This window comes from Petropleomorpha daqingensis, from assembly GCF_013408985.1.
GTDB classification, from domain to species: domain Bacteria; phylum Actinomycetota; class Actinomycetes; order Mycobacteriales; family Geodermatophilaceae; genus Petropleomorpha; species Petropleomorpha daqingensis.
Window position 1 is genome coordinate 912,553 of sequence record NZ_JACBZT010000001.1, and the last position, 25,821, is coordinate 938,373.

Annotated in this window: 23 protein-coding genes; 7 read left to right on the top strand and 16 right to left on the bottom strand. The window is 74.4% G+C overall.

Annotation, left to right across the window (positions count from 1 at the left end; genetic code table 11):
- Positions 1-24: 24 nt before the first annotated feature.
- A complete protein-coding gene (locus tag GGQ55_RS04465) occupies positions 25-375 on the bottom strand; it encodes a DUF3499 domain-containing protein (RefSeq protein WP_179715306.1) in 351 nt (116 codons plus the stop codon).
- A gap of 197 nt (positions 376-572) precedes the next feature.
- Here GGQ55_RS04465 and GGQ55_RS04470 point away from each other — a divergent pair, with 197 nt between their 5' ends.
- Together GGQ55_RS04470 and GGQ55_RS04475 are read left to right on the top strand one after the other, a co-directional pair.
- Positions 573-1,031: a metallopeptidase family protein gene (locus GGQ55_RS04470; RefSeq protein WP_179715307.1), complete on the top strand. Its 459-nt coding sequence runs from the start codon at positions 573-575 to the stop codon at positions 1,029-1,031.
- A 56-nt stretch (positions 1,032-1,087) separates the two neighbouring features.
- Positions 1,088-1,969 carry a hypothetical protein gene (locus GGQ55_RS04475; RefSeq protein WP_179715308.1) on the top strand — a complete coding sequence of 294 codons (882 nt, stop codon included), beginning with the start codon at positions 1,088-1,090 and terminating at the stop codon, positions 1,967-1,969.
- A gap of 3 nt (positions 1,970-1,972) precedes the next feature.
- On the opposite strand, the gene GGQ55_RS04480 is transcribed toward GGQ55_RS04475, so the two are convergent.
- Both GGQ55_RS04480 and GGQ55_RS04485 read right to left on the bottom strand, forming a co-directional pair.
- Positions 1,973-2,806 carry a hypothetical protein gene (locus tag GGQ55_RS04480; RefSeq protein ID WP_366488734.1) on the bottom strand — a complete coding sequence of 278 codons (834 nt, stop codon included), beginning with the start codon at positions 2,804-2,806 and terminating at the stop codon, positions 1,973-1,975.
- Positions 2,807-2,873: 67 nt separating this feature from the next.
- Positions 2,874-3,128: a WhiB family transcriptional regulator gene (locus GGQ55_RS04485; RefSeq protein WP_179722282.1), complete on the bottom strand. Its 255-nt coding sequence runs from the start codon at positions 3,126-3,128 to the stop codon at positions 2,874-2,876.
- Positions 3,129-3,480: 352 nt separating this feature from the next.
- On the opposite strand from GGQ55_RS04485, the gene cofD reads away from it, so the two are divergent.
- Both cofD and GGQ55_RS04495 read left to right on the top strand, forming a co-directional pair.
- On the top strand, positions 3,481-4,434 hold the full coding sequence (cofD, locus tag GGQ55_RS04490) for a 2-phospho-L-lactate transferase (protein ID WP_179715309.1): 954 nt from the start codon (positions 3,481-3,483) through the stop codon (positions 4,432-4,434).
- On the top strand, positions 4,424-5,485 hold the full coding sequence (locus GGQ55_RS04495; protein ID WP_179715310.1) for a coenzyme F420-0:L-glutamate ligase: 1,062 nt from the start codon (positions 4,424-4,426) through the stop codon (positions 5,483-5,485). The genes cofD and GGQ55_RS04495 overlap by 11 nt, the downstream gene beginning before the upstream one ends.
- 4 nt (positions 5,486-5,489) lie before the next feature.
- Here GGQ55_RS04495 and rfbD read toward each other — a convergent pair whose 3' ends face one another.
- On the bottom strand, positions 5,490-6,395 hold the full coding sequence (rfbD, locus tag GGQ55_RS04500; RefSeq protein WP_179715311.1) for a dTDP-4-dehydrorhamnose reductase: 906 nt from the start codon (positions 6,393-6,395) through the stop codon (positions 5,490-5,492).
- Entirely contained in the window at positions 6,392-7,387 is a 996-nt protein-coding gene (gene rfbB, locus GGQ55_RS04505) for a dTDP-glucose 4,6-dehydratase (protein ID WP_179715312.1), read from the bottom strand. The genes rfbD and rfbB overlap by 4 nt, the downstream gene beginning before the upstream one ends.
- A 105-nt stretch (positions 7,388-7,492) precedes the next feature.
- On the opposite strand from rfbB, the gene rfbA reads away from it, so the two are divergent.
- The gene (rfbA, locus tag GGQ55_RS04510) at positions 7,493-8,356 is read left to right on the top strand and encodes a glucose-1-phosphate thymidylyltransferase RfbA (RefSeq protein WP_179715313.1); all 864 of its coding nucleotides are present in this window, start codon (positions 7,493-7,495) and stop codon (positions 8,354-8,356) included.
- 88 nt (positions 8,357-8,444) lie between these two features.
- On the opposite strand, the gene GGQ55_RS04515 is transcribed toward rfbA, so the two are convergent.
- The 4 genes from GGQ55_RS04515 to GGQ55_RS04530 form a co-directional block, all read right to left on the bottom strand.
- A complete protein-coding gene (locus GGQ55_RS04515) occupies positions 8,445-9,206 on the bottom strand; it encodes a DNA-3-methyladenine glycosylase family protein (RefSeq protein ID WP_366488737.1) in 762 nt (253 codons plus the stop codon).
- Between the two features lie 191 nt (positions 9,207-9,397).
- Positions 9,398-10,168 (bottom strand): SDR family NAD(P)-dependent oxidoreductase, encoded by a 771-nt coding sequence (locus tag GGQ55_RS04520; protein ID WP_179715314.1) that lies wholly within the window; start codon positions 10,166-10,168, stop codon positions 9,398-9,400.
- A gap of 23 nt (positions 10,169-10,191) precedes the next feature.
- Complete coding sequence (locus GGQ55_RS04525; protein WP_179715315.1) at positions 10,192-11,289, bottom strand: mannose-1-phosphate guanylyltransferase; 1,098 nt, start codon at positions 11,287-11,289, stop codon at positions 10,192-10,194.
- Between the two features lies 1 nt (position 11,290).
- On the bottom strand, positions 11,291-12,223 hold the full coding sequence (locus tag GGQ55_RS04530) for a glycosyltransferase family 2 protein (protein ID WP_366488739.1): 933 nt from the start codon (positions 12,221-12,223) through the stop codon (positions 11,291-11,293).
- A 185-nt stretch (positions 12,224-12,408) separates the two neighbouring features.
- On the opposite strand from GGQ55_RS04530, the gene GGQ55_RS04535 reads away from it, so the two are divergent.
- The gene (locus GGQ55_RS04535) at positions 12,409-12,969 is read left to right on the top strand and encodes a hypothetical protein (protein WP_179715317.1); all 561 of its coding nucleotides are present in this window, start codon (positions 12,409-12,411) and stop codon (positions 12,967-12,969) included.
- On the top strand, positions 12,966-16,367 hold the full coding sequence (locus GGQ55_RS04540) for a LasA N-terminal domain-containing protein (protein WP_179715318.1): 3,402 nt from the start codon (positions 12,966-12,968) through the stop codon (positions 16,365-16,367). Before GGQ55_RS04535 ends, GGQ55_RS04540 begins: the two co-directional genes overlap by 4 nt.
- Positions 16,368-16,491: 124 nt before the next feature.
- Here GGQ55_RS04540 and GGQ55_RS04545 read toward each other — a convergent pair whose 3' ends face one another.
- The 7 genes from GGQ55_RS04545 to GGQ55_RS04575 are packed head-to-tail and all read right to left on the bottom strand — an operon-like array spanning position 16,492 to position 25,778.
- Positions 16,492-18,861: a hypothetical protein gene (locus GGQ55_RS04545; RefSeq protein ID WP_179715319.1), complete on the bottom strand. Its 2,370-nt coding sequence runs from the start codon at positions 18,859-18,861 to the stop codon at positions 16,492-16,494.
- Complete coding sequence (locus GGQ55_RS04550) at positions 18,858-21,239, bottom strand: hypothetical protein (protein WP_179715320.1); 2,382 nt, start codon at positions 21,237-21,239, stop codon at positions 18,858-18,860. Before GGQ55_RS04550 ends, GGQ55_RS04545 begins: the two co-directional genes overlap by 4 nt.
- A complete protein-coding gene (locus GGQ55_RS04555; RefSeq protein WP_179715321.1) occupies positions 21,236-21,985 on the bottom strand; it encodes an HAD family hydrolase in 750 nt (249 codons plus the stop codon). Before GGQ55_RS04555 ends, GGQ55_RS04550 begins: the two co-directional genes overlap by 4 nt.
- Positions 21,982-24,075, bottom strand: a complete 2,094-nt coding sequence (locus GGQ55_RS04560) for an MptA/MptB family glycosyltransferase (RefSeq protein ID WP_179715322.1) — start codon at positions 24,073-24,075, stop codon at positions 21,982-21,984. Before GGQ55_RS04560 ends, GGQ55_RS04555 begins: the two co-directional genes overlap by 4 nt.
- Entirely contained in the window at positions 24,066-24,656 is a 591-nt protein-coding gene (locus GGQ55_RS04565) for a PI-PLC domain-containing protein (RefSeq protein WP_218859164.1), read from the bottom strand. The genes GGQ55_RS04560 and GGQ55_RS04565 overlap by 10 nt, the downstream gene beginning before the upstream one ends.
- On the bottom strand, positions 24,653-25,363 hold the full coding sequence (locus GGQ55_RS04570; RefSeq protein WP_179715323.1) for a glycosyltransferase family 2 protein: 711 nt from the start codon (positions 25,361-25,363) through the stop codon (positions 24,653-24,655). Before GGQ55_RS04570 ends, GGQ55_RS04565 begins: the two co-directional genes overlap by 4 nt.
- Positions 25,356-25,778, bottom strand: a complete 423-nt coding sequence (locus GGQ55_RS04575) for a GtrA family protein (protein ID WP_179715324.1) — start codon at positions 25,776-25,778, stop codon at positions 25,356-25,358. Before GGQ55_RS04575 ends, GGQ55_RS04570 begins: the two co-directional genes overlap by 8 nt.
- Between the last annotated feature and the right edge of the window lie 43 nt (positions 25,779-25,821).

The following is a 25,821-nucleotide window of genomic DNA, read 5'->3' on the forward strand; positions in this document are numbered from 1 at the left end:
TATAAGGGAGCTGTGGACGCGGCCCTACGGGAGATCGGGCAGGACCCGCAGGTGTCCGCGGCGGGTGCCGGAGCCGTCGTCGGCCGGGTTGCGCGGCGGCTCGGGGCGGGCCGCCTCACGGACGGCGTCGGCGAGGGCCAGCAGGTCGTCGCCGGTCGGGCCGGAGTCCTCGACGTCGATCTCGTGGCGCACGACCTCCCAGCCCCGCGGCACGGTCAGCCGCTGGGCGTGGAACTCGCACAGGTCGTAGCTGTGCGGCTCGGAGAACGTGGCCAACGGACCGACGACAGCGGTCGACTCGGCGTAGACGTAGGTCAAGGTCGCCGCCGCCGGTTGCGCGCAGCCGCTGCGCGAGCAGCGACGTGACTGCCTCACCACCGGTTCCTCACGCTGGGCACAGTAATAGTGCATACGCCGACTTGGCAGCAGGCGCACCGTGAATATCGGGAGAGGTCTCGGGGCGGAGGCACCATCCTGCACGATGACCTCTCGGGTTTCCACCCCCGGTCGCGCCGCGCCCACCGCGCTGAGCAGGACCGCGGCACCCGGGCGGCCGTACGCTCGCACCCGACATGACCCGACCACCCTCCCGATCCCGCCGCGACCGCCACGGGCGCGGGCTGCGGGGACGCCTGGTGCCCGACGGGGTGCCGCTGGCCCGCAGCCGCGCCGAGCGGTTCGACGACCTCGTGCTCGACGCCGTCGAGGACCTCGAGCGGCGCTGGGAGCGGGAGCTGGCGGGCGTGGAGTTCGCGGTCGAGGACGTGCCTTGGGTCGAGCACACCAGCCCCGAGGAGGTCGTGCTGGACGCCGACGTCCTGGACGACGACAGCGTCCCGCTGGCCCGCGTGCTGCCGGCGCACCGGGAGAACGGCCGCGACGTCCCGCCACGGATCATCGTCTACCGCCGGCCGCTGGAGATCCGCGCGCACGACCGCGACGACCTCGCCGACCTGGTGCGCGACGTCGTCGTCGACCAGGTCGCCGTGCTGCTGGGCCGCGATCCGGAGGAGATCGACCCGACCGGCTAGCTCCCGGACGACGGTGGGCAGCGGAGGCACCACCGGGTCCTGCGATGCTGAGCCCGATGGACGTCCAGACGGCGAACGGGCCGGCCCTCCCGCTCGGGATCGCCGTCGCCGTCGGCGTCCTCGCGCTCGCGCTGGCGGTGGCGCTGGTGATCTCGTGGCGCCGTCCGCACAACCCGGCGGCGAGCCCGGCGCAGCCGCCACCTCCGGGCTCCTACCCCGACGACGACCTGCCCTCCTTCCGCGAGCACCCGCCCGGGTTCCCCCAGGCGCGGCCGGTGCCGTCGGGGGTGGCCGCGCGGGCGGTTCCGGCGACGTCCGGTGCCGGGAGCAACCCGGTGCGGATGCTGACCCTCATGGCCCTGCTGGCGCTGCTGCTGGTCGTCGCGGCCGCGACGGTGGCGGCGGTCGCGGCGGCAGCCGACCGCGCCCCGGCGTCCGGGAGCCCGCCGCCCGCGCCGGCCACCGCCACCGGTGCCCTGGCCGCGCGGGGGGCGTTCGGCGGCGTCGTCCTCGAGCGCCACCCGGCCGGGATCACCGTCACCTACCCGACCCTGACCGTGGCCCTGACCGACCCGACGACGGCGCAGGCCCACGTGCAGCTGCCGACCTGGAACTGCATGACCGACCGGCCGCCCGCCGATCCCGCCGCGGCCGGCTGCCGGGCCACCGCGGCCCAGTACGCCGACCTGCCGGCGCCGGCGCTCCGGGCGGCCCGGGTCGGCGACGGCCTGCGACTGCACGGCCGGTTCCCGACCTACGTCCGGCCGCCGAGCGGCGACGCCGTGTACACCGGCCGGGTCTACGACCTGGTCGTCACGCTGCGGCCGGGCCGGCAGCTGCCGGACGGGTGGACGGCGGCCTCCGGCGAGCTGTCCCTCGCCGGCGGGCTCACCGCGTCCCTGGACGGCGACGGGACCGCGCTGCACCCCGGCGGCTGACCCTCACGCAGCGGCCGGCCACGGGGTCCAGGGCAGCCGCGGACGCGGGCCGCCGGTCGCGGTCAGCGAGACCAGGGGCGAGCCCATCGCCCGCCGCAGTCCGCCGTCCGGCGCGGTGCCCCACCACGGCCAGCGGTCGCCGCCCTCGAGCAGCGTGAGCAGCGCCGCGCGCGGCCGCTCGGGAGACCCGACCACCGCGAGCTCGAGCTGGCCGATGGCGGCGTGCACCCGAGCCGCCGTGCGCAGGAAGGTGCGGGCCCGCCGTTCCGGCTCGGCGGCCAGGAGGGCCGGCAGCGCCCTGTCGAGGGCGCGCGGATCGGTCGTCCGGGACACCGGCCCGAGCTCGTCGAGCGCGTCGACCAGCTGCTCGCTGCGGGCGCTGCCGAAGGCGGCGGTCGGCGTCCCGGCGGCGAGTGCCGGGGTGGTGGGGCAGCCCAGCGGCAGGCCGGCGAACCGCAGCGTCCACGGCCGGCGCAGGCCGTCGAGGAGGTCGAGCACACCGGCGGCGAGCTGGGCGGCGGCATCGGGATCGGCGGCGAGCAGCCGGGCCGGCGGCCGACCGGTCGGGGCGAGGGCGGCCGGCGCGCCGCCGAGCAGGGTGGCCTCCACGACGACCCCCCGGGAGCGGAGGTCGAGCAGCGCCAGGCCCACCGGCGCGTCCAGGGGGTGCGGCTCCACCACGACGGCGACCGGCCGGGCCACGGCCGAGGCGGTCAGGACGGCGGTCAGCCACGGCCCGCGGGCCGGGATCGGCGCGCGCAACCGGGCCATGAGCGGGGCCGCCGCGCGGATCTCCCGGACCACCCGTTCGCGACCGCGCACGACCCGGGCTCCCACGCCCTCATACGACCACAGCCGCCGACCGGAACGGTCGGCGGCTGTGGGGAGCCCTCGGGGGGGGTGGCTAGACGGCGCGGCGGCGCAGGCGGCGCCGCTCGCGCTCGGAGAGCCCGCCCCAGATGCCGAAGCGCTCGTCGTTGGCCAGCGCGTACTCCAGGCACTCGGCCTTGACCTCGCAGCCGGTGCAGATCTTCTTGGCCTCGCGCGTCGAGCCGCCCTTCTCGGGGAAGAACGCCTCCGGGTCGGTCTCGGCGCACAGCGCCCGCTCCTGCCACGACTGGGCGTCGGCCTCCAGGCCGATGCCCAGCAGGCCCGCGATCCCCGGGCCGCCGCCCAGAGGGCCGACGACGCCGCGGTCGGAACCCAGGCCGAACCGGTCGGCGGACCGGTCACCCGTGCCCATGTAGTCGCTCAACCACGACACCTCCGCCATGACGATGCGTCCCCTCTCGCTGTCGCCCCACGGCGCGGCCCCCGGGACTCTCCCGGACCGCTGCACGCGATGACACCGCGGGAATTACACGCGTGTCGTTGCAAGGCCGTCAACTTCGCTCGTTGTAAGCGGATCGCCACAGAAACCCCAGGTGTCACGCCTGTTCGTCACTTTCTCGCCAGGGCACCCGACACGCCGGGTGAACAGTCGACAACTGCCATGCGGCACGATGCGTTTCGTGGACTTCGTCGTTCTGGCCGGAGGGGTGGGGGGAGCCCGCTTCCTCCGGGGGTTGCGGGCGGCGGCCCCGGAGGCCGGGATCACGGCGATCGTCAACACCGGCGACGACGTCACGCTGCACGGCCTGCGCATCTGCCCCGATCTCGACAGCGTGGTCTACACGCTCGGCGGCGGCATCGACGAGGAACGCGGCTGGGGCCGGGCGGGTGAGAGCTGGACGGTCAAGGAGGAGCTGACCGGCTACGGCGCTGATCCGGACTGGTTCGGGCTCGGCGACCGCGACCTCGCCACCCACCTGATCCGCACCCGGATGCTCGACGCCGGCTACCCGTTGTCGCAGGTCACCGCGGCACTTGCGGACCGCTGGCAGCCCGGGGTCACGGTGCTGCCGATGAGCGACGAGCGGGTCGAGACGCACGTCGTCGTCACCGACCCCGAGGACGGCCGGCAGCGGGCCCTGCACTTCCAGGAGTGGTGGGTGCGCTACCGGGCGGAGCTGCCACCCCGGTCGTTCGTGCAGGTCGGGGTCGAGTCGGCGCGCCCAGCACCCGGAGTGACCGAGGCCCTCGCCTCCGCGGACGCCGTCCTCCTCGCCCCGAGCAACCCCGTCGTGTCGATCGGCACGATCCTCGGCGTGCCCGGGCTGCGGGACGCGCTGCTGGCCACCCCGGGCCGGATCGTCGGCGTCTCCCCCATCGTCGGCGGCGCCGTCGTCCGCGGGATGGCCGACAAGTGCCTGCCCGTGCTCGGCATCGAGGTCAGCGCGGAGGGGGTCGGGCGGCACTACGGCGCCCGCGCGGACGGCGGACTGCTCGACGCGTGGCTGGTGGCGCCGGAGGACACCGCCGAGATCCCCGGGGTCGACGTCCGCCGGGTGCCGCTGCTCATGTCGAACCCGGACACGACCGCGGCCCTCGCCCGCGCCACCCTGGACGCCGCCGGTGTCCGCTGAACCACCGGCCGGCTACTCGGTCCACCCCGTCCCCGGCCTGCCCGAGTTCTCCCCCGGCGACGACCTGGCCGGGGCGATCGCGGCGGCCGCCCCCTGGCTGGCCGACGGCGACGTCGTCGTCGTCACGAGCAAGGTGGTCTCCAAGGTGGAGGGCCGGCTGGTCCGCGTCGAGCCGGGCGAGGACCGCGAGGCCGCGCGCCAGCGGGCGATCGACGCGGAGTCGGTGCGGGTCGTGGCCCGGCGCGGGCCGCTGCGCATCGTCGAGACCCGGCACGGCTGGGTGGTGGCCGCGGCCGGCATCGACGCCTCCAACGTCCCCGGCGACGCGCTCGTGCTGCTCCCCGAGGACGCCGACGCCTCCGCGAGCGACCTGCGCACGCGGCTGGCCGAGCTGCTCGGCGTGGACGTCGCCGTCGTCGTCAGCGACACCTTCGGGCGCGCCTGGCGGGAGGGGCTCACCGACGTCGCGGTCGGCGCGGCCGGCATCGCCCCCCTCGAGGACTTCCGCGGCGCGGTCGACCGGCACGGCAACACCCTGGAGACGACGCAGGTCGCCGTCGTCGACGAGCTGGCCTCGGCCGCCGACCTGGTCAAGGGCAAGCTCGCGGGGGTCCCGGTCGCGGTGGTCCGCGGGCTGCCCCTGCGGCGGCCGGCCGGCGAGGACCCGGGCACCCGGCCGCTGGTCCGGCTGGGCCCCGGCGACCTCTTCCCGTACGGCAGCCGCGACCTGGTCGCCTCCCGCGCGCCGGCCGAGGACCTGCTGCCGCGCGACGGCGAGCTGGCCGCCGTCGCCGAGGCGTTCCGGGTCGCCAGCGCCGCGCTGCCGGAGTTCCCCGTCGTCCTGCGCTACGGCGGCGAGGAGGACGGCGTGGTCGACGTCCACCTGCCCGACCGGGCGACGGTGACCTCCGCGCTCAACCTCGGGGCGCTGCTCGGCGCCGTGGTCGTGCAACTGCACGCCGACGGCTGGCGCACCCGGTGGGAGCCGGTCGGCACACCCGGCGGCAGCTCGCTCATGGGCCGGCTCTGGCTGGGGACGGCGCCCCCGTGACCGCTCAGCGCCCGGCGAGCAGCCCCATGTCGCCGAGGCACCGCTGCAGCGAGTCCTCCCACGCCGGCAGCGCCGGAAGCCCGGCCGCGGTCCAGCTCGCGGGGTCGAGCACCGAGTAGGCCGGCCGCGGCGCGGGCCGCGGGAACGACGCCGTGTCGACCGGGCGCACCCGCTCGGGATCGGCGCCGACGAGGGCGAAGATCCGCCGGGCGAAGCCGCACCAGGTGGTCGCGCCGCCGTTCGTCGCGTGCAGCACCCCCTGGACCGGCGCGAGGGCGGCCTCGACCAGCCCGGCGGCCAGGTCGCGGGTCCACGTCGGGCTGCCGCTCTGGTCGTCGACCACGGTCAGCTCGGGCCGCTCCTGCTCCAGCCGCAGCATCGTGCGCAGGAAGTTGGTGCCGTGCGCGGCGTACACCCACGCCGTCCGGACGACGACCGCGTCGCCACCCGCGGCCGCGACAGCGCGCTCGCCGGCCAGCTTGGTGCGGCCGTAGGCCGTGCGGGGCGCGGGGTCGTCGTCGACGCCGTACGGGCGGGTCGCCGTCCCGTCGAAGACGTAGTCGGTGGAGACGTGCACGAGCCGGGCAGTGCTTCCCTGATGGCCGGCCAGCTCCTCGGCGATCCAGCCCGGCGCGGCGCCGTTGACGACCAGCGCCTCCGCCTCGTGCTCCTCGGCGGCGTCCACGGCGGTGTAGGCGGCCGCGTTGAGCACCACCGGGCGCCGTCCGGACGCCTCGGCGGCGGCGAGCCAGCCGCGCAGCACCGAGCGCACCCGCGCCTCGTCGGTGAGGTCGAGCTCCGTGCGACCGACCGCGGTGACGGCGTCCTCACCGCGCACGGCCAGGGCCGCCTGCAGGTCGAGCCCGAGCTGACCGCGGGCGCCCGTGACGAGCCAGGCGGTGCCGCTCACCGGGCCGTCGCGGCGGCGGCCTTGAGCGGCTCCCACCAGGCGCGGTTGTCGCGGTACCACTGCACGGTCAGCGCCAGGCCCTCCTCGAAGGGCATCCGCGGCGCGTAGCCGAGCGCGGCCGTCTTCGAGTAGTCGACCGAGTAGCGCAGGTCGTGGCCGCCGCCGCGCGGGTCGACGATGTTCTCGACGGAGCTCCAGTCGCGGCCGGTCGCCTCGAGCAGCTTCTCGGTGAGCTCCTTGTTGGACAGCTCGCGCCCCCCGCCGATGTTGTAGAACTCGCCGGGCGCGCCCTTCTCCACCACCAGCTGGATCCCGCGGCAGTGGTCGTCGACGAACAGCCAGTCGCGGACGTTCGCGCCCTGGCCGTACAGCGGCACCGTCAGCCCGTCGAGCAGGTTGGTGACGAACAGCGGGATGACCTTCTCGGGGAAGTGGTAGGGCCCGTAGTTGTTGCTGCACCGGGTGACCGAGATGTTCAGCCCGTAGGTCTTCGCGTACGCCCGGGCGAGCAGGTCGCCGCCGGCCTTGGCCGCGGAGTACGGCGAGTTGGGCTCCAGCGGGTGGTCCTCGGTCCAGGAGCCCTCGCTGATCGAGCCGTACACCTCGTCGGTGGACACGTGCAGCACGCGCGGGATCTCGTGCCGGACGGCGGCCTCGAACACCTGCTGCGCGCCGAGGACGTTCGTGGTGACGAAGTCGGTGGCCGCCCCGGAGATCGACCGGTCGACGTGCGACTCGGCGGCGAAGTTCACCACGACCTCGTGCCCGGGCAGCGCGGCGTCGAGGTCCTCGCGGGAGCGGATGTCGCCGCGGACGAACCGGTAGCGCGGGTTGTCGGCCACCGGGGCCAGGTTCGCCAGGTTGCCGGCGTAGGTCAGCGCGTCGAAGACGGTGACCTCGGCGTCCTCGAAGCCGGCGTATCCCCCGGTGAGCATCGTCCGCACGTAGTGGGATCCGATGAACCCGGCACCGCCGGTGACGAACACGCGCATGGTCAAACCGTAACCAAGCGTGCGCGCGCCCCCCGGACGACGTGCCCGGCCGCTCATCCCATGGAGGGACGAGACCGGCCCGGCCGCGACGTAGGGTTCCCCCTCGTGCGCGGCATCATCCTCGCGGGCGGCACGGGCAGCCGGCTGTTCCCGATCACCCAGGCGGTCAGCAAGCAGCTGATGCCGGTCTACGACAAGCCGATGGTCTACTACCCGCTGTCGACGCTGATGATGGCCGGCGTCCGCGAGGTGCTGGTCATCACGACCCCCGGCGACAGCGACGCCTTCCGCGCGCTGCTCGGCGACGGCAGCCGGCTGGGGATGCGCATCGAGTACGCCGTGCAGCCGCGCCCCGAGGGGCTGGCGCAGGCGTTCCTCATCGGCGCCGACTTCCTCGGCGACCAGGCGGCGGCGCTCGTGCTGGGCGACAACATCTTCTACGGCGCCGGCCTCGGCACGGCTCTCGGCCGGCTGCCTGAGCCCGACGGCGGGCACGTCTTCGCCTACCACGTCGCCAACCCGCAGGAGTACGGCGTCGTGGAGTTCGACGGCTCCGGCCGGGTGCTCTCCATCGAAGAGAAGCCGGCGAAGCCCAAGAGCTCCTACGCCGTCCCCGGCCTGTACTTCTACGACAACCAGGTCGTCGAGATCGCCCGCGGCATCACGCCGAGCGCGCGCGGCGAGCTGGAGATCACCGCGGTCAACGAGCAGTACCTGAAGCAGGGCGCGCTCACCGTCACCGTGCTGGACCGCGGGACCGCGTGGCTGGACACCGGCACCTTCGCCTCGCTGCGGCAGGCCACCGAGTTCGTCTCGGTGGTCGAGGAGCGGCAGGGGCTCAAGATCGGCTGCATCGAGGAGGTCGCCTGGCGGCAGGGCTGGCTCTCCGACGACGAGCTGCAGGCGATCGCCGAGCCGCTGGCCAAGAGCGGCTACGGCGCCTATCTGCTGGGCCTCCTGGCCGACTGACCGGCCGAGTGAGCAGTTCTCGTCGCCGACACGCGCGGACACGCCGAGAGGGGCGACCGCAACTGCGCACTCGGCGGCGGTGGCGGGATCAGATCCGGCGGTAGTTGGTCGGCGCCACCCGCGGCCCGCGGCGGGGCGGCATGCTCCCGCCGACGTACAGCAGCCGCACGACCCGCTGGCGGTGCCCGCGCCAGGGCTCGAGCAGCTCCATCATCCCGTCGTCGTCGGTCTTGCGGCCGGCCAGCGACCAGCCCACCAGGTTCTTCAGGTGGAAGTCGCCGTAGCTGACCGTGTCCGGGTCGCCGAGGGTGCGCTGCACGACCTCGGCCGCCGTCCACACGCCGATGCCCGGCACCGACATCAGCCGCTTCTGCAGCGCCGCGGAGTCCGCCGCGTGCTCCGGCTCGAGCCGCGAGGCCACGGACGCCACGGCCCGCAGCGCGCGGCGACGGGCGCCGTCCAGGCCGCACTGGTGCCACTGCCAGTCGGTGACGGCCAGGACCCGGTGCGGCGTCGGCACCACCCGCATGCCCTCGGGCGCCGGGCCCGGTGCCGGCTCACCGGCCAGCCGCAGCAGGGCCCGCCAGACGCGGTGCGCCTCGATCACGGTCACCTTCTGCTCCAGGACGGCGGGGACGAGCGCATCCCACGTGCGGCCGGTGCTGCCGAGCCGGAGCCACGGGCTGCGCCGGTGCACCTCCACCAGCAGCGGGTGCCCGGCGGGATCGAACTCCTCGGGCCGGTCGTGCGCGCCCAGCCAGCCCGGTACCCGGGTGCCGGCCCAGACCGCGCCGGGGCCCCATGCGCGCACGCGCACCTCGAGGCCGGCGGGGCCGGCGACCGCGCGCACGTGCACGGTCGCCGGCCCGTCGGGCGTCGACGTCGTCCGCCAGGTCCCGTCCTCGGCGTGCCGCAGGGTCGGGTCGCCGGTCCCCCGCAGGTGCGGCGAGAGGGCGCGGTGCAGGTCCAGCGGCCAGTCCGGCCGCCAGACGGATTCGTACGGAGGGGTGCTCAGGGAAGACTCCGTGCAGGTCGTGAGAGTTATCGGGGTGCCATCCGCAGGGCGCCGTCCATCCGGAAGACCTCGCCGTTGAGGTACCCGTGCTCGACGATGTCGAGCGCCAGCTCGGCGAAGTCCGCGGGCCTGCCGAGCCGCTTGGGGAACGGTATCCCCGCCGACAGGGCCTGCCGCGCCTCCTCGGGCAGCGCGCCCAGCAGCGGGGTGTCGACCAGGCCCGGGGCGATCGTGCACACCCGGATGCCGACCGTGGACAGGTCGCGCGCGGCCGGCAGGGTCATGCCGACCACGCCGCCCTTGGACGCCGAGTAGGCCAGCTGCCCGATCTGGCCGTCGTAGGCGGCGATCGAGGCGGTGTTGACGATCACGCCGCGCTCGCCGTCCTCCAGCGGCTCGGTCTGCGAGATCGCCGAGCCGGCCAGCCGCATCACGTTGAAGGTGCCCACGAGGTTGACCGTGACGACCTTGACGAACGCGTCGAAGTCGTGGGGCTCGCCGCCGCGGCCGACGGTCCGCTGCGCCCAGCCGATGCCGGCGCAGCTGATCGCGATGCGCAGCGGCCGGTCCTTGCCGGTCGCGTCCTCGATCGCCGCCTGCACGGAGGCCGGGTCGGTCACGTCGGTGCGGACGAACGTGGTGTGCCCGCCGAGTGAGTCGGCGAGCGCCTTCCCGCGCTCCTCCTGCAGGTCGAGGATCGTCACGGCCGCGCCCCGCGCGGTGAGTTCGCGGACGGTGGCCTCGCCGAGCCCGGAGGCCCCACCCGAGACGACCGCGGCGACGTCGTAGGTCTTCATGCCCGGCAGGCTAACCACCCCGCTCAGCTGAACCGAGCGCCGTACCGCTCCTCCACGGCGGCGAGCAGCGCCTTGACCCGTTCGGCGTCGGTCACCGGGCAGACCATCGTGACGTCCGCCGTGTGCACCACCACGCTGTCGCGGACGCCGACCAGCGCCACGAGGTGGTCCGGGTCGTCGCTGAGGACGACGTTGCCGGTCGAGTCCAGGGTCACCGTGAGGCCGCGGACGGCGTTGCCGTCGACGTGCTCCAGGGTCGCGGCCAGCGCCGGCCAGGAGCCGACGTCGAGCCACTCCACGTCGAGATCGGCCACGAGCACCCGCCCGGGCTGGGTCGCGGCCGGCTCGAGGACGGCGTAGTCGACGCTGATCTTCGGCAGGGCCGGGAACACCTCGGCGAGGACGGCGTCCCGCTCGGCACCGGGCGGCTCGGCGACCACGCGGGCCAGACCCTCCGCCGTCTCCGGCAGGTGGTCGGCGAGCGCGTCGAGGACCGTGCGCGCGCGCCAGACGAACATCCCGGAGTTCCAGAGGTACTGCCCCGAGGCGAGGTAGCCCTGCGCGGTGGCGAGGTCCGGCTTCTCCCGGAAGGACGCGGCCTCGGCGACCCCCGGTACCTCCGTCGCCGCGCCCCGCTGCACGTAGCCGAAGCCCGTCGCCGGTGCCGTCGGCACGATGCCCAGCGTCACCAGCGCGTCCGGACGCACGGCGAGGGCGTCGAAGGCCGTGCCCAGCGCGGCGGCGAACCGCTCGACCGGCCGGATGACGTGGTCCGCGCTCACCACCGCCAGCTCGGCGTCGGGATCGGCGTCGGCGACCAGCGCTGCGGCCAGACCGACGGCGTTCGCCGTGTCGCGGGCGACCGGTTCGAGCACCAGCCGGCCGGGGGCGAGCTCGGGCAGCGCGGCGCGGATCTGCTCGCCGTACGCGGCGGCGGTGCAGACCCAGATGTTCTCGGTCGGCAGCACCGCCTGCAGCCGCCCGAAGGCCTCGGCGAGCAGGCTGTGAGCGCCGCCCCCGGGGTCGGCGACGACGTCGAGCAGCTGCTTGGGCCGGCGCTGCCGGGACAGCGGCCACAGCCTCGTCCCCGAGCCGCCGGCCATGATCACGGCGTGTCGCATCTCAGCTGCCCCCCTGGGCGCGGCGCCGTCCGGCGCCCAGCTCGACGGCGCGGCGCTGGAACCGCGCGCCGGCCGCCACCCGTCCGCTGACGTAGGACATGAGCATCCGGGCACCGAGTCCGGCCCGCAGCGCCGCCCGCAGCGGGGCGTTCCGCCCGCCCGGGTACTGCCGCGACAGGTAGCGCAGCGCGCTCGTGTGGTGGACCCGGGCCATCCGGTGCGGCTCCCGGCGGGTGGAGTGCCCGCCCTCGTGCACCACGACCGCCGACGGCGCGTACACGTGCAGGTAGCCGCGGCGGCCGAGCCGCTCGGCCAGGTCGACGTCTTCGAAGTACATGAAGTAGCCGGGGTCGAACCCGCCGACCGACCAGAAGGCGGCGAGGTCGACGAGGAAGCAGGAACCGGACAGCCACCCGGCCGGACGCTCGCGGGGCGCCTCCCGCTCCCGTCGGTACCGCGCCGTCCACGGGTTGGCCGGCCACACCCAGCCGAGCGCGGCGTGCCCGATGCCCGTCGACAGCCGCGGCAGGTCCCGCGCCGAGGGGTAGAGCTCGCCCTCCGGCGTGCGGATCGCCGGACCGACGGTGGCCGCGCGCGGCCAGCGGGCGGCCACGGTCAGCAGCTCGTCGACGGCTCCCGGCTCGAACTGGACGTCGGGGTTGGCCACCAGCGCGTAGCCCTCGCTCAGGTCGGCCAGGGCGGCGTTGACCGCGGCGCCGTAGCCGACGTTGCCGCCCGTCCGCAGGAGACGCACGTGCGGGAACTGCTCGACGGCCGCTTCCGGGGCGCCGTCGGTGGAGCCGTTGTCGGCCAGCACCACGTCCAGCGGCCGGGTGGTGGCACGGCCGAGAGTGCGCACGAACCCGTCGAGCGCCGAACCGGGCGAGTACGTGACGGCCACGACCCGCAACGGCACGTCGGCTGGCTCTGTCACGGTCCGCACTCTAGGAGGCCCGGGCGCCCGCCCCGGCAACCCCTACCGGACGACGGGCGCTGCTCGGTCCGCGACACGGCGTCACCGGGACCAGTGGGGTTTGTGAGGATGCGGTGAACGGACGTCACCCGTTTCGTGAGTTTTGATCCACGAAGAGTCAGGGTCTCCTCACCTACCGTCGATGGGTGAACATGCGCCACCGCTTCACCCGCGTCGTTCGGCCTGCGCCGGGGGCTCCCGGCACCGGCGCCCCCCGGTTCGCGTCGGCCGTCGTCGTCAGCACGCTCGCCGTGCTGCTGGCCGCCTGCACCGGCACCGACACGGGCGAGACGGCGGCGACCGGGACGACCTCGGCGCCCGCGTCCAGCAGCGCCGCCGCCGCGGCCGACTCGACGGTCAGCCCGGTCGACACCGACAGCGTGCAGACCGACGCCCCGGTGACGTCGTCCGCGCTGGTGCTCACGTGGGCGGAGTACTCCGACGACGACGGCACCATCGACGCGGCCGCGTTCGTGCAGGGCGTCGTCGAGACCGGCGGCACCTGCCTGCTCACGGCCACGCGGCGCGGCGAGGAGCACACGAGCGACCCCACGCCGGCCGAGCCGGGCCCGAGCACCACCGACTGCGGGCCCCTGAGCATCCAGCTCCCCGGCGGCAGCTCCGGCTCCTGGGACGTGTCGGTCACCTACAGCTCCTCGACCGCCGGCGACCTCACCAGCGAGACCACGAAGGTGCAGGTCCCGTGAGTCGTGCACGACGCGCACCGGACACCGGCGCGCGGGCGGCAGCGCGGTCCGCCCTTGGCCGGGGCCCGGCCACGCTGCTGCTCCTGCTCATCGCCGCGGCGGCCGCGTTCGGCCTGGTCTCGTCGTCGACGCCGTCGGCGCAGGCGGCCGTGGCGTCGGACTTCCGCGCCGGCAACATCATCGCCGACGCCGTCTTCTTCAACTCGAACACGATGAGCGCGGCGAACATCCAGGGGTTCCTGGAGGGCAAGGTGCCCCGCTGCAGCGGGGGGACCTGCCTGCGCGACTACTACCAGGACACCTGGACCCGCACCGCCGACGCCCAGTGCGGGGTCTACCAGGGTGCGGCCGGGGAGCGCGCCTCGACGATCCTCTACAAGGTGGCCCAGGCCTGCGGGGTCAACCCGATGGTCCTGCTGGTGCTCCTGCAGAAGGAGTCGAGCCTGGTCACCTCGACCGCGCCGAGCAGCACCAACTACCGGTCGGCAACGGGCTACGGCTGCCCGGACACCGCACCCTGCGACGCGCAGTACTACGGGTTCTACAACCAGGTCTACAAGGCCGCCTGGCAGTACAAGCGGTACACGAACAACCCGAACAGCTACTCGTACCGGGCCGGCCGGGACAACTACATCCAGTGGAGCCCCACCGCCTCCTGCGGCGGCTCCAACGTCTACATCGACAACAAGGCCACCGCGGCGCTGTACATCTACACGCCGTATCAGCCCAACGCCGCGGCCATGCGCAACCTCTACGGCACCGGCGACGGCTGCTCCGCGTACGGCAACCGCAACTTCTGGCGGATCTTCACCGACTGGTTCGGCAGCACCCAGGTCAGCTACACGGTGAGCGGTCCCATCAGCGACGTCTACTACGCGATGGGCGGCAGCTCGGGTGCCCTCGGTGACGCGCTCGGCTTCCAGTACCCGACCGCCGGCGGCGGGCTGACCCAGGCGTTCCAGAACGGGCGCATCCACTGGTCGCCCGCCACCGGCGCGCACGCGGTCCTCACTCCCCTGGCGGGCGAGTACGACTCCCTGGCCGGCGAATCCGGCCCCCTCGGCTACCCGATCGGCGACCGCTACTCCACGTGGGGCAACGGCTGGACGCAGGCCTTCCAGAACGGCCGCATCCACTACTCACCGACCACCGGCGCCCACGCCGTCCTCGCCCCGATCTCGGCCGCCTACGACGCGCTGCTCGGCGAGTCCGGTGCGCTGGGCTACCCCACCGGTGACCGCTACGCGACGTGGGGCAACGGCTGGACCCAGGGCTTCCAGAACGGCCGCATCCACTACTCCCCCACCACCGGCACCCACGCCGTCCTCGCCCCGATCTCGGCCGCCTATGACGCGCTGCTCGGCGAGTCCGGCGCACTGGGCTACCCCACCGGCGACCGCTACGCCACGGCCGGCAGCGGGTGGACCCAGAGCTTCCAGAACGGCCGCATCCACTGGACGCAGGCCACGGGCGCGCACGCGGTCATCGACAGCATCTCCACGGCGTACGACGCACTCGGCGGCGAGGCCGGCGTGCTGGGCTACCCGACCGGCGACCGCTACCCCACGCCGAACAGCGGGTGGACCCAGGCCTTCCAGAACGGCCGCATCCACTACTCCCCCACCACCGGCGCCCACGCCGTCCTCGCCCCGATCTCGGCCCCCTACGACGCCATGCAGGGTGAGTCCGGCGCGCTGGGCTACCCGACCGGTGAGCAGTACGCGACGCCGTCCGGCGGCACGGCCCAGCACTTCGAGAACGGGGTCATGATCGTCGCTCCCGGCGGCACGGCCACGCTGGTGCTGGACGCGATCGGCCGGTTCTACGCCGGCCTCGGCGGAGCCACGAGCGCCCTCGGTGAGCCGTCGGGCGCGCTGCAGGGCAGCTCCGCGAGCGGTTTCACGCAGAGCTTCCAGAACGGCCGGGTCCTCGACGGCCCGGACACCACGCCGCACGCCGTGCTCGGCCCGATGCTCGTCGCCTACGACGCAGCGGGCGCGCAGGCCGGAGCGCTGGGGTGGCCGACGTCCGAGCAGACCGTCGCCGCGAGCGGCACCGTCTTCCAGCGGTTCGAGAACGGCTACCTCGTCGTCACCGGCGCAGGTGCACGCACGGTGCTCGGGGACCTCGCCGACGGCTGGCAGGGCCTCGGCGCGGCCGACGGTGCCCTCGGCGATCCCACGGGCAACCGCACGGCGATCCCGTCCGGTGGGTGGCAGCAGGCGTTCACCGGCGGCACCCTGCTGACGACTCCCGGCACGGGGACGTCGGCGGTGCTCGGCGACATCGCGACGGCCTACGCCGCCGCCGGCGGGCCGACCGGCCCGCTCGGCGCCCCGGTCGGCTCGCGCTACGCGACGCCGAGCAGCGGGTGGACCCAGGCCTTCCAGAACGGCCGCATCCACTACTCCCCGACCACCGGCGCGCACGCGGTCCTCGCGCCGCTCTCGGCCGCCTACGACGCGCTCATGGGCGAGTCCGGTGTGCTCGGCTACCCGACCGGCGACCGCACGGCGACCGCGGGCAGCGGGTGGGCCCAGACCTTCCAGAACGGTCGGCTGTCCTGGTCGGCCACGACCGGGGCCCGCACCGTGCTGGGCCAGATCGCCACTGCCTACGCCGCCCTGGGCGGGGAGGCCGGGTCGCTCGGCTACCCGACCGGCGACCGCTACCCGACGCCGAACAACGGGTGGACCCAGGCCTTCCAGAACGGCCGCATCCACTACTCGCCGACGACCGGCGCGCACGCGGTCCTCGCGCCGATCTCGGCCGCCTACGACGCGCTCACGGGCGAGTCCGGCGCCCTCGGCTACCCGACCGGGGAGCGCTACGCCACTCCCAACGGAGGATGGACCCAGGCCTTCCAGAAGGGCCGCATCCACTACTCGCCGACCACGGGCGCCCACGCCGTGCTCGCGCCGATCTCCGGCGCCTACGACGCGCTCATGGGCGAGTCCGGCGCACTGGGCTACCCCACCGGGGACCGCTACCCGACGCCGAACAACGGGTGGACCCAGGCCTTCCAGAACGGCCGCATCCACTACTCGCCGACCACGGGCGCCCACGCCGTGCTCGCGCCGATCTCCGGCGCCTACGACGCGCTCATGGGCGAGTCCGGCGCCCTGGGCTACCCCACCGGGGACCGCTACCCGACGCCGAACAACGGGTGGACCCAGGCCTTCCAGAACGGCCGCATCCACTACTCCCCCACCACCGGCGCCTACGCCGTGCTCGCGCCGATCTCGGCCGCCTACGACAGCGTGCGCGGGGAGTCCGGGGTGCTCGGCTACCCGACCGGCTCGGTCGTGACCCGCGCCGACGGCAGCAAGGTCCAGCAGTTCGAGCACGGCACGATCACCTGGACGGCCAGGGGCGGGGCAGTCGTCACCACGCAGTGACGAGTGCCCCGCCGGCAGGGGACGCCGTCGGGTCGCGCAAGCCCGTCGACCGACGACGGCCGTGCGGGCCCGGCTACCGCCGTGAGCAGCAGCCGAGGCTCAGCTGCACGCCGTCACCCCGCGGTCAGGCGGTGCGCCGCCGGAACCGGACGCCGGCCACCACCTCGACCGCGACCGCGAGCAGCAGCACGACGAGAGCCGCCGCGGCGGCCGGGACGATGAGCCGGTCGGCGAGCGGGTCGAAGTACAGGTCGAGGCGGGCGCCGTCGAGGTCGCCGGGCAGCTCGACGCTCAGCAGGGTGCCCCCGACGGAGCCGACGTCGAGCGGCTTGCCGTCGAGCTCGGCGCGGAACCCCGGCCAGGCGGGGATGCGGAACACCAGGCGGCCGCCGCCGGACGGCGTGGAGACGCGCTCCGACTCACCGGGCCGGCCGCTGTAGAAGGCGCCGTCGTCCCCTCCCACGGCCTCTGCCGTGATCCCCGGCGAGGCCCACGTCACCCGGCCGGGAAGTCCGTCGTCGCGGACGAACCGACCGTAGACGCCGGCCAGGCCGTCCTCGGTCCACGTGGACCGGAAGTGCTCGACGACGGCGTCCGGCGCGTACGGGGACAGCAGCACCTCGTCGGAGGACATGGCGTCGATCCACGAGATGTCCAGGCCGGGCACCCGCGCGAGCAACCCGTCCACGCACTCATCGGTGCTGTTCATCTGGCCGAACAGGTCCTGGCACAGCCGCTGGGTCCACCGGTCGTGCCCGACGGCGACGTAGCTGAAGCCGGGCCGCAGGCCGGCGAGGAGGTTGGCGTTGCCCTGCAGCACGCCCCAGTCCCACCCCTGGTCGGGGACGGGCGCGTCCACGTCGCTGAACCCGCCGAAGACCAGCGCGGTCACCGAGGTGTCCCGGGCCGCCGACCGCTCGCGGAAGTCCCCGACCGCGTTGCCCCAGTCCGTCCGCTGGGTCATCTGGCGCGCGGGCAGCCCGGTCAGGGGCAGTCCCTGCTGCTGCTCGCTGCGCGCCTGCGTGGTCCGGGTCGAGCCGACGGGCAGCAGGTCCGCCGCGACCACGACGGCCAGGAGGGCGACGGCGGCGGCCCACCGTGGCCAGCGGGCCCGGGCAGGTCCCCGCCGATGATCCGGCCCGGAGGACCGGGTGATCAGGACGACGACCGCGGCCAGCGTCCCGACCGTTCCCACCGCGGCGAGCGCGTGCCACCCCCACAGCGCCGGAGCGCGGACGACGGCCAGCACCAGCTGCGCGCCGACCAGTCCCAGCGCGGCGATCACCCGGCGCCGGGTCACCAACGGCGCAGCCGTCAGCGCGAGGACCGCGAGCGCGGCGAGGGCCGGGCCGGTCACGGCCAGGTAGCGGAAGGGATACCGGAGCTGGCCGACGTCGGTGGGCATCTGCGTGAGCACGAAGGCGCCGACGAGCAGCACCAGCGCGGTGAGCACGCCCGGGCCGCGCAGCGCGGTCCGCCAGCGGACCAGCACGAGGGAGGGCAGCGCGAACGCCGCGGTCGCGGCGAGCGGGACGACCCAGAGGAAACCGCCGGCCGCCCCGGACACGCTCGGAGTGAGCGTCGAGCCGCCCAGCACGCTGTCGAGCAGGTTGGGGATCAGCGCCCCGACGTTGCCCAGCGGCGTGGGGTCGGTCGCGGTCCTGGTGGAGGCCGCGGCCATCTCCTGCGATCCGACCAGGCCGGGAGCACCGGCGATCAGGCCGGCCGCGCCGGCGGCCAGCCGACCACCCAGCTGCAGCCAGCCCGGGGCCGACGGATCGCCCGCCGTCCGGCGCCGGTGCTGCTCCAGCACGTGCCCAGCGACGAGGAGGCCGGCCGGGATCAGCACGTAGGGGTACCCGGACGCGGTCAGCTGCCAGGCGGCCACCGCGGTGACGACCGCGCCGGGCCACCGACGCAGGACGAGCCCCAGCCACAGCCAGGGCAGCCACGACGTGCCCCACAGCAGCGGCCACCAGGAGCCACCCACCCACAGGACCAGTCCCGTGCTGGCCGCCCCGACGGCAGCCGCCGCGGCCAGGGCCGGCCGCACCCCCAGGACCGAGAGCAGCAGAACGGTCCCCGTGCCGAGCACGAGGACCGCGGCGCCACCGTCGAGCCAGGCTGCGTTGAGCAGCACGTCCTGCCGGCCGACGACCCAGCTGATCAGCCAGTGCACCGGATCCAGGACGCCGTACTGCGGATCGGCGACGAAGTTGCCGCCCGAGCCGAGGTCCGGGTCCAGCAGCGGTGGCCGGCCGTCGACCGCGGTGCGCCCCAGCCAGGAGAACGCCGGGACGTACTGCGCCTGCTCGTCGTCCAGCCAGAAGAACCGCGGGGCGAGCGCGCGCAGCCCGACGAAGAAGACTGCTTGCGCCAGCAGGTACCCCGCCAGGGCCAGCACCGTGTCCCGCGCCGTCCCCCGCCGCCGCGGGGCCGGGGCCGGCGGTGCCGCCTCGGCTTCCTCCCGTTCCCGTGACCCCGTGACCGTCATCCGGCCGGGGTCCGCGAACGCCCGAACCGGGGGACGCCGAACACGGCCGCGGCGAGCGCGGCGACGGCGGCGATCGCGCCGGCGCCCACGGCGAGCAGGCCGAGGGTGGCCCGCGGCCGGTGGTACTCGATGCGGAGGATCCCGTCGCCGTGACCTGCGGGCAGCGCCACCATCAGCGCCGTGCGGTCGACGACCTGCAGGTCGACCGGCTTGCCGTCCAGGGTGGCCTCGTACCCGGGCCACCACGGGATGCGCGCGAACAGCCGGGCGTCGTCGCCGTCCCAGGAGACCCGGTAGGACTCGGACTCCTCGCCGACCGTGACCGCCTCGACGGAGGTCACGGCCGGACTGGTCCACGTGATCCGGCCCGGGGTCGGGTCGATCCGCTCGTACCGCAGGAAGCCGCGGTCGTCGCCGACGCGCTGGTAGGAGCGCTCGTACGCCGCCCTGATCTCGGCCGGGGCCCGTTCGTCGAGCAGGACGACGTCCTTGGACAGGGCTTCGAGCCACGTCAGGTCGGTTCCGGGGACCTGCTCCAGCAACCTCGACACCGGGTCGGGACAGCCGGTCACCTGCCCGACGAAGTCGGCGCACCACCGGTCGGCCCAACCCGCCTGGCCGAGGGAGGTGTAGCCGTAACCGGGGCGGATGCCGGCGAGCAGCGCGGCGTTGCCGACCGCGGCTCCGCGCAGGGCGCCGCGGTCCATGCCGGCGTCGCCCCACCAGATGACCGTCGCGTTCAGGCCGACGCCCTGGCTGGCGGCCTCGAAGTCGCTCGCCAGGGACGGCCAGACGTTCGTGTCGTAGACGCCGCGGGCAGGGAGCCCGGTCGGCTCGGCACCGGCCGCCCGCGCGTCGACCCGCTGGTACCCGATGGCCGTCCCGATGGAGGCGAGCGGCGCGAGCGCGGTGGCGGCCAGCATGAGCACGGCGGTGAGCAGACCAGCCCGCTGCCACCACACCCGTCCCGGCGACCCGGCCTGCTCCCCCGCGGCCGCTGGTCGACGGCTGCGCGACCGCTGGCTCAGCGCCACGACGGCGAGCACGCCCAGGCCGAGCACGATGGCGAGGGCGTGCCACTTCCACAGCACCGGGGTGCGGGACAGGGCGAGGCCGCCCTGCGCCAGCAGCAGGACGGCGGCGAGCAGCAGCCGTCGCAGGGTGAGCACCAGACCGCAGCGGCTGGCCAGGACGGCGACGAGCAGCGGCAGGGTCACCTGCAGGACGACGACGTAGCGGAACGGGTAGCGCAGGTCGAACAGCACCGTCGGCGTCTGCGTCGCGGCGACGGCCACCGCGCAGAGCACCGCCGCCGGGACCACACCGCGCGCCCGCCACAGCGGCAGTCCGTCGGGCCGCGCCTTCCAGCGGATGAGCGCCAGGACCGGCAGGACGAACCAGGCGGTGGCCATGACCGGCGGCGGCAGTTTGTCGCCCCACCAGCCGACGACCGACGGCGACGTCGTGTTGCCGCCGAGCAGGACGTCGAGCAGGTTCGGGATGTAGGTGCCGGCGTTGCCGAAGGGGTCGCCGGTCCCGCCCTCGGAGCGCTGGCTGAAGGGGGTGAGCGCGCTCGCCGTGAGCAGCCCCGAGGACCCCAGGAGGGCACCGCCGGCCGCCGCGACCACCCGGACGACCAGGGCACGCACGTCCTCGGCGGCCCGTGGGCGCAGCAGCCGCATCCCCACGACGGAGACGACCATGATCCCGGTGAACGGCAGCGCGTACGGGTAGCCCGATGTGACCAGCGCGTAGGCGGCGACCACCGCCACGGGGACCGACCACCTGCTGCGGCTGGACAGCCCCCACCACAGCCAGGGCAACCACGCGGTCCCCCACCCGGCGGGCCACCACGACGTGGCGAACCAGAGCATGAAGCCGGAGTTGGCGGCACCCACGGCCGCGGCCGCGGCCCACAGGGGCCGGGCACCGAGGTGGGTGGCCAGCACCGTGGTGCCCAGCCCGAGCACGACGACCACGAGCAGCTTCAGGCCCCAGGCCACGAGGTTCAGGTTGTCCACGTGGGAGACGACCAGCGCGAGCAACCAGTGCAGCGGGTCCAGGACGCCGTACTGCAGGTCGGCCACCCAGGCGCCGGCCGAGCCCTGGTCCGGGTCGATCAGCGGGGGGCCGCCGGAGGTCAGGTGCTCGCCCATCCAGCGCCAGGCCGGGATGTACTGGGCCTGCAGGTCGTCGAAGTAGAAGAACCGCGGCTGCCACCAGTGCACCAGGAGCAGGAAGACCGCCTCGACGCCGGCGAACAGCCCGGCCGCCCGCCACCCGTCGCGCACGACCGACCGCGGACCGGTGGCACCGTCGCCGCCGTCCGGTCCGGTCGCCGCGGCCGCCTCGTGGTCGAGGACGGCGGGGGCACTCACGCCGAGGCCTCCTTGCCGCCCGGCACGAGCTCGGCCAGCGCGTTCTCGATGGCTTCCATCCGGGACCAGGTCACGCTGTCGGCCGGGGGCTCACCGTGGCCGGCGAGCAGCCATCCGGTGCCCGACTCGATGAGCTCCTCCTTGACCAGCCGTTCGATGCACGAGACGTCGGCCACCGAGTCCCCGACGAACCACACGTGGTTGCCGTCCTGCCGGGGCAGCCGGTCGAAGAGCACGCGGAACGGCTCGAGACCGATCTTGTCGGTGGTCGCCTCCTCGGAGACGACGACGTGGTCGACGACCTGGTCGAGCTCGAGGTGCACGAGCTTGCGGAACTGGATCTGCGCCGTCAGGTCGGTGACGATCGCGATCGGGATGTTGTTGTACCGCAGCGAGCTGAGCAGATCCCGGGCGCCCGGGCGCAGCTTGGCGGCCAGCAGGTACTCGCGCCAGTACTCCTGCTCGAGGGCCAGGGCGAGCCCCGGCTGGCTGCGCAGCCCGAGCATCTCGATCGCCTCGTGCCCGTAGAGCAGCCGGCTGTGCGAGCTGCCGGTGGCCCCGAGGCGGGCCTTGACCTTCTTGCGAGCGGCGTCCCACACGTCGAGGAAGGCCCGCTCCTTGACCCCGAGCTCGCGCGTCGCGAAGTGGACGAGCGCGGCCATGCCCGCCTTGTGGCAGGGCTCGTAGGGGTACAGCGTGTCGTCGAGGTCGAAGATCACCAGCGAGGGCAGACGGGGAGTGGTCATCGAAGCGTGGACTCCAGGTTGTTGCGACGACGCTCCAGCATCGCCAGTACGAGGATCAACTGCATGACGCCGCGGCTGCCGCCCAGCCAGACCGGCTCACCCACGAACAGCTCCTCCGGCCGGTCCAGCAGGTGCCGGGCGATGCTGCGCACGTCGCGCTCGGTGAGCGGGGACGGCGACACCGACAGCTCGACCACGCCGGGCTCGTTCAGGTAGTCCAGCCGCGCCGGCACCCCGCCGACGGCGGTGAGCGCGCGGGCGAGCTGCTCGACGAACGCCAGGCCCCGCAGCCGGGCCACGACCCGCAGCGCCAGGGGCGCGTCCAGCGGCTGGTCCTCGGGAGGCAGCGGCCGCTCGGACTCCAGGCGCAGCACGACGTCGGCGAGCGGGCGCTGCGGCAGGATGTAGCGGTCGCGGTCGGGCTCGCGACGGTCGATGGAGGCCTGGACGGCGGCCAGCTGGTGACCGCGCTCGCCGACGTCCCGCTCGATCTTCAGCCGGCGGCGCAGCGACTCGTCCATGTCGGTGAAGACCGTGAGGTCCACCTTCTCCCGCACGTCGCCGCTGGTGAGCGCGTGCAGGCCGCTGACGACGACCAGTTCGCGGTGGGCGATCGGCCGCTGCTTGGTGAACCGGCCTCGGGCGTGGTCGTAGTGGCGGCACCACACCTCCTCACCGGCGAGCAGCCGGAAGGTGTCGCGGGTCAGCCGGGGCAGGTCGTTGGCCGCGGGATCCAGGTGCGTCGTCACGTTCCACAGCGGGGCGTGCCGCTCGTAGAGGTGGTAGTCGTCACCCATCAGGAACGACGTCGCCTGCTCACCGAAGACGTCGGACAGCGAGATGCACAGGGTGTCCTTGCCGGTACCGCTGTCGCCGGCGACCGCCATCGACAGCGGGGCGCGCGACAGGCGGTACACGTCGTACTGCAGCAGGGCGCTGCGCAGCACCATCGCCAGCGCGATCGCGCCGGCGACGACGGCGGCCGTGGCCAGCAGGTCCAGCACCCACGGCGGGATGCCCTCCGGCGAGCGGTCGACGTCGGTGAACCCCGGCCCCGGGACGGGGGCGTCCCAGCGCCACGCCGCCCCGGCGGCGGTGACCGCCTGCGACACGGTGACCGCCACCCAGAAACCGAACACCGCGGCGCGCACCCGCGAGCCGGTGCCTGCGGCGATCAGCGCGAGGAACGGCACCGACCACAGGAACCAGCCCGGCGACGCCGGCGTCAGCAGGGCGACCGCGGCCAGGGCCACCGCGGTGACCGTGAAGACGAGATCGGGATTGGCCCGCCGGAAGCGCCACAGCACGGCGAGCAGCGCGGCGTAGACCACCGGCAGCAGCACGAGGTTGAGGCCGGGGCCGAGGACGACCACGTAGTCGACCGCAGCGCCGAACGTCGGCGTCGCCAGGACCATGTCGCGGTAGCCCTGCGACAGCGCGGGCAGCACGAAGAGCGCGACGCCGGGCACCAGGCCGACCAGGTAGGGGCGGATGCCGGCGCGGTAGCGGGAGTTGCGGAGCAGGAACAGCACCGCGAACGGCACGATGAGCACGGAGCTGGCCTTGATGGCGATCGCCAGCCCGGCGGTGATGCCGGCCAGCGACCACAGCCGGCGGCGGAACGCCAGCACGGACACGAACATCAGCGCCGTCGGGACCAGGTCGAGCTGCCCGTGCACGTACGACGCGTAGATCAGGATCGGCGAGACGGCGGCGAGCACCACCGCGCGGCCCGGGCGGGCGCCGCCGGTGCGCAGCAGCAGCCACACGATCGCCAGGTCGGCGACCAGGATGCCGAGGGCCATGCCGAGCTGCACCGCCCACGGGATGGGCAGCCAGGAGGTCAGCGCGCCGAAGAAGCCGAACCAGACCAGCATCAGCGGGCCGTAGGGGAACGCGTGGTCCGCCCCGCCGTCGGCCTGCCAGTCCGACCACGGCGTGAAGGAGGGGTGGTCGAGGAAGTGCTCCACGAACGGCGCGAACCACGCCCGCTGCACGCCCGGGACCAGCACGATCAGCAGGACGACGCGCAGCAGGATCCCTCCTGCCAGCAGCAGCCGCTGCCGCGGGCCCAGTTCCCTCAGCCCCACAGCGCCGGCCTCTTCGTGCAGACCGCGTCGAGCTCCAGCCCGGCGTCGGCGAGCGCCTTGCGCAGGCCCGCGACCTCCGGCTCGGGGTCGCGGCCCTGCAGCTCAGGACTGACCAGCATGACCTTGAGACCGGCCGAGGCGAGTGCGGCGAGGTCCTCCCGGGGCGGGAGGGCGCCGGTGAACGAGTCCAGCCAGACCCAGCGCGGGCGCGGCTGCGTGGCCAGCGCGGTCCGGACCGACTCGTACTCGGAGACCCGCACCATGCAGCGGTCCTCGCCGCGGCGCAGCGTCTTGATCATGAAGGGGAAGGACTGGTCGAGGTAGGCCCACTCCTCGATGCCCCGGGCAGCCAGAGCGCTCTCCACCCGCTGCTCGAGCCCCTCCTCCTTGACGTTGGCGACGAGGAAGGCGTGCGCATACGCGTCGAGCCACTCCTCGAAGTCGACGCCCTGGTCGAACGGCTCGTGGGTGACGACCAGCCGGTCGCCCTGGGACCGGATGTCCATCTCGATCCCGTACGCGGTCGGGGTCTCGGCCAGCTCGGCCGGCAGGTTGCGCCGGTGGGCCACGAGCAGCGTCACAGCTGCTTCCTCAGGGCCAGGCTGAAGTCGACGGTGCGCCGGATGAACTTCCGCTTCGCGGCCAGGTCGACGTTCCACGACGAGGTGCCGAACCTGCGAGGGGCGAAGACCACCGGCACCCGCCGGATCTCGAAGCCCCGCTCGGCGGCCGTGTACATCGCGAACAGGTCGAGCGCGAAGTCCTTCGGCGCGGTGCCCCACTCCTCGAGCAGGGAGCGGTGGAACATCGTCGGCTGCGCGTTGATGTCGTTGAGGTGCCGGCGCAGCAGCGCGGTCTCGAAGACCGACATGCCGGCGGTGAACACCCGGTCGGCCAGCGGCCGGCCGTAGCGGCGCCCCTTCACGAAGGCGCGCTCCGTGCCCTCCATCGCGGCGACGGCGCGCAGCGCGTCGGCCGGATCGGTCTGCAGGTCGGCGTGCGTCCACCCGACGATCGGGCCGCGGGCCACCGCCAGACCCGACGTGATGCCCCACCCGTAGCCCTCGTTCGGCTCGACGCGGATCGAGCGCACCCGCGGGTCGTCCGGCGCGATCAGCTCGGCCAGCACCTTCGGGGTGTCGTCGGTGCTGCCGTTGTCGACGAGGATCACCTCGCCGTCGCCGGCCTCGGCCGTGAAGCGGGCGCGCAGCACCAGCTCGGGCAGCGACGCGGCCTCGTTGTAGCAGGGGATCACCAGGCTGAACGCCGGGCTGGTCGACTCAGCCACGGGGACCGGCCACCTCCACGGGCTCGGGATCGCGCACCGGCGACCGGAAGACGAAGCGGGCCATGCCCAGGAAGTTCCACGCCGCCGAGGCGCCGGTGGCGAGCACGAAGGCCGTGCCGACGGCCCAGGTGGCCGAGCTGCCCAGGATCGCGAGCACCAGGGCGTTGACGCCCACGTTCAGACCGAGCGCGCAGAGGTACACGACGACGAAGGCCACCAGCGACCAGCGGTGGTGCTGGCCCTTGAAGGTGAAGCGCCAGTTGGCCACGTAGGCGAACAGGGCACCGGCGATGAAGCTCGACGCCTTCGCCCAGCCGTGCGGCACGTCGCCGAGCAGCAGCAGCTGGTAGACGACGGCGTCGATGAGCACGGTCGTGCCGCCGACGAGCAGGAAGCGCAGCAGCGAACCCTTCACGACCCCGCCCCCCGTCGTGCCGTCGTCCCGATCTCGCGTGTCA